The organism is Cupriavidus sp. 8B, assembly GCF_054589115.1.
The window spans coordinates 21,586-28,184 of the sequence record NZ_BAAILO010000300.1 but is presented as its reverse complement, the minus strand read 5'-3'; the positions used below and the strand labels follow the sequence as shown (position 1 = coordinate 28,184).

7 protein-coding genes are annotated in these 6,599 nt (G+C 60.2%); 6 read left to right on the top strand and 1 reads right to left on the bottom strand.

Going from position 1 to position 6,599, the window contains the following annotated elements; translation table 11 throughout:
* The first annotated feature begins 518 nt into the window (after positions 1-518).
* The 5 genes from ACYP5B_RS30440 to ACYP5B_RS30420 all read left to right on the top strand — a co-directional run bounded on the left by ACYP5B_RS30440 (position 519) and on the right by ACYP5B_RS30420 (position 5,595).
* The gene (locus tag ACYP5B_RS30440; protein WP_459572145.1) at positions 519-764 is read left to right on the top strand and encodes a hypothetical protein; all 246 of its coding nucleotides are present in this window, start codon (positions 519-521) and stop codon (positions 762-764) included.
* Positions 761-1,297 (top strand): hypothetical protein, encoded by a 537-nt coding sequence (locus ACYP5B_RS30435; RefSeq protein WP_459572144.1) that lies wholly within the window; start codon positions 761-763, stop codon positions 1,295-1,297. The genes ACYP5B_RS30440 and ACYP5B_RS30435 overlap by 4 nt, the downstream gene beginning before the upstream one ends.
* Positions 1,298-1,587: 290 nt before the next feature.
* Positions 1,588-2,703: a helix-turn-helix transcriptional regulator gene (locus ACYP5B_RS30430; RefSeq protein WP_459572143.1), complete on the top strand. Its 1,116-nt coding sequence runs from the start codon at positions 1,588-1,590 to the stop codon at positions 2,701-2,703.
* A gap of 369 nt (positions 2,704-3,072) precedes the next feature.
* Positions 3,073-4,707 (top strand): hypothetical protein, encoded by a 1,635-nt coding sequence (locus ACYP5B_RS30425; RefSeq protein WP_459572142.1) that lies wholly within the window; start codon positions 3,073-3,075, stop codon positions 4,705-4,707.
* 450 nt (positions 4,708-5,157) lie between these two features.
* Complete coding sequence (locus tag ACYP5B_RS30420; protein WP_459572141.1) at positions 5,158-5,595, top strand: GNAT family N-acetyltransferase; 438 nt, start codon at positions 5,158-5,160, stop codon at positions 5,593-5,595.
* 16 nt (positions 5,596-5,611) lie between these two features.
* On the opposite strand, the gene ACYP5B_RS30415 is transcribed toward ACYP5B_RS30420, so the two are convergent.
* Positions 5,612-5,857, bottom strand: coding sequence for a hypothetical protein (locus ACYP5B_RS30415; RefSeq protein ID WP_459572140.1), 246 nt, complete (start codon positions 5,855-5,857; stop codon positions 5,612-5,614).
* Positions 5,858-5,875: 18 nt separating this feature from the next.
* Here ACYP5B_RS30415 and ACYP5B_RS30410 point away from each other — a divergent pair, with 18 nt between their 5' ends.
* Complete coding sequence (locus ACYP5B_RS30410; protein WP_459572139.1) at positions 5,876-6,532, top strand: cysteine hydrolase family protein; 657 nt, start codon at positions 5,876-5,878, stop codon at positions 6,530-6,532.
* The last annotated feature ends 67 nt before the right edge of the window (positions 6,533-6,599 follow it).

Below are 6,599 nucleotides of genomic sequence, written 5' to 3'. Positions count from 1 at the left end.
GCGGGCCGACAAGTCGGGCGTGATGACCCGGGACTATTCTTTGGACACATCGGTCGATCCATCCTTGCGCCACATATAGAGGGCCAGCGAACGAGAGGGGCCCGCGACTTCACGTCTTTTCAGGGCGCCATCGCCGGGGCGCGGTGAACTAGACCACCACGCATGCTCTCAGCTCGTGTCGAGATCGGCTACGGTGGTGCGCTCCTTTCGCCGGATCAGCGTGTCCTCAGAGATCCATTCCTTTATAGACGCAGATCACGCAAAGATCACGGCCGGTCACGGCCGCTGAACCAGCGGAAGTGGTGGGATTGAGGCCATTGCGACCGGCAGCACCCGACCCATCTCAGCCACCCGTCTGTTCCAATCTTAACGGCAGCTTCCAGGTCCGAAGCGGTCACCCGATCCCACCAGGCGCCCGAAGCCGAGCAACACACCTCGCCCGCCATCGCCCAGCGCTGCGCAAGGTTCCTTTGCTCTGGCTTCATAATGCGCAGCGTCGATGGGAACGGATGCAAGCCATGACCTTTGAGCAAGACGGATTTTTGGATGAAGCCCGCAACATCGCCAGCGAGCAGCGCGCCCGGTACGCCGATCTATTCGGCCTCGCGCGGGACTGCTCGCGCCTGGCCATGAAAATCACCACCCTCCTGCCTGGGGCCACATCAAATGCCGCCCTAGTGGCAAGCGCCCCGTTTGCACGCGCCGTTGCGCATTTTCGGGCGCCATCCTGCTGGCAGAGCAAGGGCTGCCCGTCGAGGCGATGATACTGGGGCGCGGCCTGGTCGAAACCGTGTTCACGCCGGGCGCGCTCGCTGGTGGCGAGGTGACGGTGGCAGAGCTGGCCGAGTTTGACGTGGCATCGCGCACCAAGCTCGCCAAGGGCCTGCTACAGCAGCCATCCAAGATCGAACTTGGCGAGCATCGGCAGAAGCTGACCGCCTTCGCGCAGGAGCACGCTGGGGCGGCAGAGCTGACACTATTTGAGCTGGCGCGCAAGGCCGGGATGCTTGCCAGCGATGTAATGTCCAACGAGGTCCGTAGGCCTGAAAGCGCTGATGGCCTCGCCTCCAAAAAAGCGGGGCAGTTTCCATGGCTACTCGACAGCGGCCGTCAAATCCAATGCGATCGATTCACGTTCGTGATACGCCTAGTGCGACTGACCTTCGTCGGCAGCGCCAGCGCGAGAACAAATGATCCGAGTTTGAGGCGATTGACGGGCGATGCTCTTGCCTGCACCAAAGTAAACCGTCCCAACTGGGGGGGCGTGCTGCCAAGATCAAGCCTCTGGAGGAGCTGATACGCTGCGGTACCACCGCCTCCTGGGGGAACGGCTGAACTGTATGCAGGGCTGGAAAGCGCACTTATCTGAGGAGCTTGCAGACGGACTCGGGAGTCGACCTCGCGACAGCCGGAGGTGGGCTGGAAGGTAATGCAAAATGTGGACTTCCCACAATCGCGATACCCCCTCGTTGGTGGGGAAGTGGACACCATCAAGAATTCGCTATCGTACTTAGCCAGTAGATCTAAGAGCCTCGACCAAAAGAGCCGCCTGACAGGCTTTGGTCGCGAATCCGTTGGGGAGCGGGCATGCTGAGAGAACATCTGATTGGGGACCTTTACGAGGCCGCCATTCGACAAGACGACTTCCTGGAAGTCCTGCAACGCACTGCGGAGGCGGTCGGCGCGAACGTCTTTCACATGTTCAGTTGGGACCCAGCAAACAACTGTCCGCGTTTCTCGGTGTATACGCCAGACTCCCACTTCGACTCTATAGTCACGATCTACGAGGCACACTATGGCGCACTGGATCCGCGGCGCGAATTGGTCCAGCGGGCGCCCGCAGGAGCGCTCGTTGCCTGCCAAGACCATATCACCGACCGAGACGTGGCTCGGAGCGAGTTCTACCAGGACTTCCAGCTCCCAACTTCTGGACACCGCTATCTAATGGGAGCACGTCTTCCCCGGCCCGGAGGAAGCGAAACCCTCCTAGGGCTCCTTCGCAACAAAGGAAGACCGCCTTATATCGACGCGGACAGGAAGACCGCAGTCAGTCTGATCCCGCATCTCCATCGCGCCATCAACCTTTGGCAGGACGCCAAGGATTTGCACCGGGATGCCGCGCTGGGGACCGAACTGATGGAGCAACTGGGCCTTGCCGTCTTCGCGCTGGACAAGGACGGGCGCCCCGTCTTTTCCAATCAGGCTGGGGAGGCGCTGCTGAAAGCCGGCACTGCGCTCAGGCTCAGGCACGGTCGACTGGTAGCGCCACACGCTTCGGACAATGACGCGCTGCTCGCCGCGATCCTACGGGTTGCGCGATCCAGACGCGGGGAAAGCCTGGCGCTGCGAAATGCCACCGGAGCCAGTCACGACCTGTTCATGAGCATCGCCGCCATTCCAGGGCAAACGCTGGTCACTTTCGGCTCGGCATCGGTCTTAATTACGGCAAGGCCGCGTGGAAATGGGCCCCCTGTCACTGCCAAGCAGTTGCAGCAGGCTTTTGGTTTGACGCCGGCGGAAGCGGCCGTGGCGGAGGCCCTGATAGAAGGCACGTCCCCAGAGGATTATGCGGACACCAAAGGGGTCTCACCTAACACGGTTAGATACCAGGTGCGGGCCATTCTTGCAAAGACCGACGCTCGATCGCAGGTCAAAGCCGTGAGCACGATGTTATCGGTACTCTCGCAAAAAAAGCCGGGTTGACTGGCAACGGGCGCAGCGGCCCTCCGAGGGCCGAGCCTGGTGCTGCATGGCAATTCCAATCGGGAATAGTTGCTGGCAGCAGCCCCCTTGCTGAACGCATCGCCGATGCCGAGCTTTTCAGCAAAACCGATCAGTCCTTGAAGCTCTCGCGTGGGCGGCCGCTTTGCGGCAGGGGTGTTTCGAGATCATGAAACACACCTGTTGTTTCATCATCAATATTGATGATGCGGACATTCTGGCTTCACTCGCATACTTACCCCCGGCTGCGCTGGTTGTTTGCTGCGCATGCCGAAACCGAAAAAAGAGCGGACGGGTAGGCGATGCGGGTCCTTCAGATCCGAGCGCCGGATACTTTAGGGAGTCGGAAGAATGAATGCAAAACTGCTTGCCGTGGCTGTCGCTGCGGCTACCTTGACGGCTTGTGGCGGTGGCGGGGACGATAGCGCCACTACTGGGGCGGCTACGACTACGACGCCGACTACCCCGACGACGAAGATCAGCGGCACCGCGGCAACTGGTGCGGCACTGGCGGGGGCAACCGTTCAAGCCAAATGCGCGACGGGATCGGGTACGGCCACGACTGCCGCAGATGGCACCTTCACTATTGATATTCCGAACGCCGTGCGCCCGTGCGTGCTGAGCGTCCAGGTTCCGAACGGGCCGGTGATGCACTCGGTCGTGGATGCGGGTTCTGGAACCGCTGCGGTTGCTAATATTACCCCTCTTACCGAGCTCGTAACGGCGGCGATCGCCGGCGGCAACACTGCTGACTTCTTCAATACCTTTGACGCGGCCGCACAGGGCAAGCTGACCTCCGTTGGCGTAACCAGCGCGGTTTCGTCAGTCGCCCTCTCGCTAAGCGGAGTTGTTGATCTGGGCGGGGCGAACCCCCTCTCGGACACTCTCGTCGCCGCAAATGGCAGTACAGCCGGTAACGCGATGGACAAAGCAATCGACAAGCTTGGCGCTGCGCTGACCGCGTCCGGCACGACCCTGGAAGATCTATCCACCGCAGTCGCAGCGAACCCGGGCGGCAATTCGACTGGCCCGATTCAAACTATCCTGCAACCTTCGGCGGCGTCCTGCGCCAGCTTCCGCAGCGGCAAGTACTTCAGTGTCAATACGGCCGAAAACGTGATCGAGGTGGTGACGGTCGACGCAGCGAAGCTGACCGTGACCTATCAAAGCCATAGCGCCGCGGATACGCTTACGGCCGATTCCAGCCAGGCCTGCCGCTTCGTCAATCCGGATAGCCAGTATGGCTATGACATGGTCGTCGGCAAGGGTGGTGTCGCGCTCCTGCGCAATGCGAGTGGCTCGGCGTCCGCCTTGTTGGTGCCGGCGCAAAAGGTCGGCATTGACAAAAAGGCGGGTGAATGGGTGGGTCTTACCTACACAACCACTGCCAATAGCGCTGGCAAGCTGATGCCGAGTCGCGTGAACATGACGATTGGCGCCGACGGAAAGGTGACGGCCAGCAGCCGTTGCTACGCTGGCCAGCCGTGCGGCATTTGGACACCCGCTGATTTCCCGGTCTTCACCGAAAATGCGGACGGCATTGCTAGCACGCCATCGGGCGGCGGCACCGGGTATGCGGTCACTTTTGTTGGCACCGACGGTCACGTCTCCATGTTCACCACCCGCCCTGGCGGCTTTACTGTCGCGAGCAAGGCGTACACCATGACTCTGCCGACCGTCGGCACGACGAATGCCTATTGGGATTCGATGATCAGCCCGAATGGTGCGGTCAGCGCCTTTACACCCTACAGTGTGAAGATCGATTCTGTTGACACCACCGCGAATTCCTATACCCGGACTCGTATCGAGGATGGGCGCGTGGATACGTGGACGATAAACGACCCCGTCGTTGGGCTACGGCATCGGGCCGCTGCCACGAACGTCAACGAATCGATCGGCCTGAGAATCCCCGCTGCCGGCCTTTCCGCAACGATCAGCGCCAATGTCGCTCAAAACTTCTACAGCCTGAGCATGGATCGTCCGTAACCGCTGTTGAGCCTCTCGCCAAGGAGTCTTCCCCTTGGTCTGGCTTTTGGCCCCTCGCCATCGTGCGAGGGTTTTTTTTGCTTTGGGGCCACGCGCAGCCGGTGCCTTCAAGCCTACGACGTTACATCAGGAAGTGGACGTTCAAAGGTGATCGCGCTAGTCCAGCGCGATCACCTCAATGGTCGGAAATGCGAGGGGACTTTTGATCCAGCCGACGGCCGCTCTCGGGGCGGTGCCGACGTGGGAATGTCCGCGCGAGCCGACCGGCGAACGGCTGAAACTGGCCGGGAACGGACCTCGGACCGCCGCTACCCGGTCGTCTCTTCCCGACCCGGAGCCGCCGGTCGTTATTCTCGGAAGCGGACCTTCGAATGCCCAACCCATCGAGAAACCTCGCTATTCGGCTCCGTGCGACAATCTGGATTTTTCGAGTGAGGATCGACTTGAGCCATGACTGAACATCGCTGCAGCAGGTTGGAAATTAGAAGGCTGTCGCCGCCGGAATGGATGCAGGCATACCCTGTCATCGCTCAACTTCGGTCCCTTGAAGAACCCGAATTTTTGGAGCGGACCCGCCTGCAATCGTATTCGGGCTACGAGCTAGTGGCAGCATTCCATGATGGGAAGATTATCGGAGTGATAGGCATGAGACCCGTTCGCACCTTGGCGCGCGGGGCACACCTTCATATCGATGACCTCGTGGTCGATGCGACGGGCCGAGGGAGCGGTGTTGGCCGATCCTTGATGGAATACGCCGAAGCCGACGCCCGTGCTCGTGGTATGACCGCGATATTTCTTGACGCACGGCCGGACGCCGTTCCGTTCTATGAGCGAGAGAACTATGTGCTACACCCCGCACCATCAATGAAGAAGGTTCTGTTGCCTTGAGGCAAGCCGGCCACGGTCAGCGCGGTTCGCCCACGTCTTCAGCCTGTAAATTGTCAAAGATTTGCAGCCACTGCGGAAGGTCCGCTTCTCGCCGAAGCGGCCACCGGTCTACGAGCACACACTTCCAAATCTGATAGCGCTCGAGTCGAAGCGGTGCGACCAGACGCTCGAACGGCTTGTCGTCGGCTGAATCGGCCAAGGCCACCATGCTTCGCTTCTTGAAATTTAGCTTCATGATGGTCGTGGTAGAGTCGATCATCATTCCTTATCGCGTAGCCTTATGTCGCCATCCGTTGAACGTGGACCCGTCGATTCAGCAGACCATCAACAGGGCGTGGAAAGCGCCGCTGATGCGCACAGTGTGACCATGCAGATTCCGGCAATTGTTCCTGCGAAAACCGCTCTGGTGGTCATGCATTATCAGACCGACATCCTGGCGTTATTTCCATCGGTCGCACCCACTTTACTCTCCAATACGCGCGAGCTGTGTGACGCTGCGCGGGCCAAGGGCGTCAGCGTCTATTTCGCCAAGATCCACTTTCGTCCAGGCTATCCGGAAGTCAGTCCGTTGAACAGAAACGGGCAGGGAATCAAGCAACTTGGTCTTTTCGTCGACGACCAGATCTCGCCGGAACTCGGCCAGCAGGCCACTGAACCGCTCATCATCGCGCATCGTGCTAGCGTGTTCTTTGGTACCGACCTGCAGGTGCGGCTTTCCGCGCAGGGTATCGATACCCTACTCATGGTGGGCATTGCGTCGACCGGTGTGGTGCTGTCGTCGGTCGCGTACGCGAGCGATGCGGACTTCCGTTTATTCACGGTCAAGGATTGCTGCTACGACCCGGATCAGGTCGTGCACGATCATCTTTTTTCAACGGCGTTCGATTCGCGCACGACGGTGCTCTCGCTCGCTGATGCCTTGCTGTTGCTTGCGTAGCATTTGCTGGCATTTCGACGGATTTGGGGAGCAAGGCAGTCGCTCCACCGCGCGTCGTGCGGCTCGC

What these genes read in the sequence shown, in the direction of transcription:
- ACYP5B_RS30440 (WP_459572145.1), top strand. Translation starts at nt 519, where the DNA reads ATGACCTTTGAGCAAGACGGATTTTTGGATGAAGCCCGCAACATCGCC.
- ACYP5B_RS30435 (WP_459572144.1), top strand. Translation starts at nt 761, where the DNA reads ATGATACTGGGGCGCGGCCTGGTCGAAACCGTGTTCACGCCGGGCGCG.
- ACYP5B_RS30430 (WP_459572143.1), top strand. Translation starts at nt 1,588, where the DNA reads ATGCTGAGAGAACATCTGATTGGGGACCTTTACGAGGCCGCCATTCGA.
- ACYP5B_RS30425 (WP_459572142.1), top strand. Translation starts at nt 3,073, where the DNA reads ATGAATGCAAAACTGCTTGCCGTGGCTGTCGCTGCGGCTACCTTGACG.
- ACYP5B_RS30420 (WP_459572141.1), top strand. Translation starts at nt 5,158, where the DNA reads ATGACTGAACATCGCTGCAGCAGGTTGGAAATTAGAAGGCTGTCGCCG.
- ACYP5B_RS30415 (WP_459572140.1), bottom strand. Translation starts at nt 5,857, where the DNA reads ATGATGATCGACTCTACCACGACCATCATGAAGCTAAATTTCAAGAAG.
- ACYP5B_RS30410 (WP_459572139.1), top strand. Translation starts at nt 5,876, where the DNA reads ATGTCGCCATCCGTTGAACGTGGACCCGTCGATTCAGCAGACCATCAA.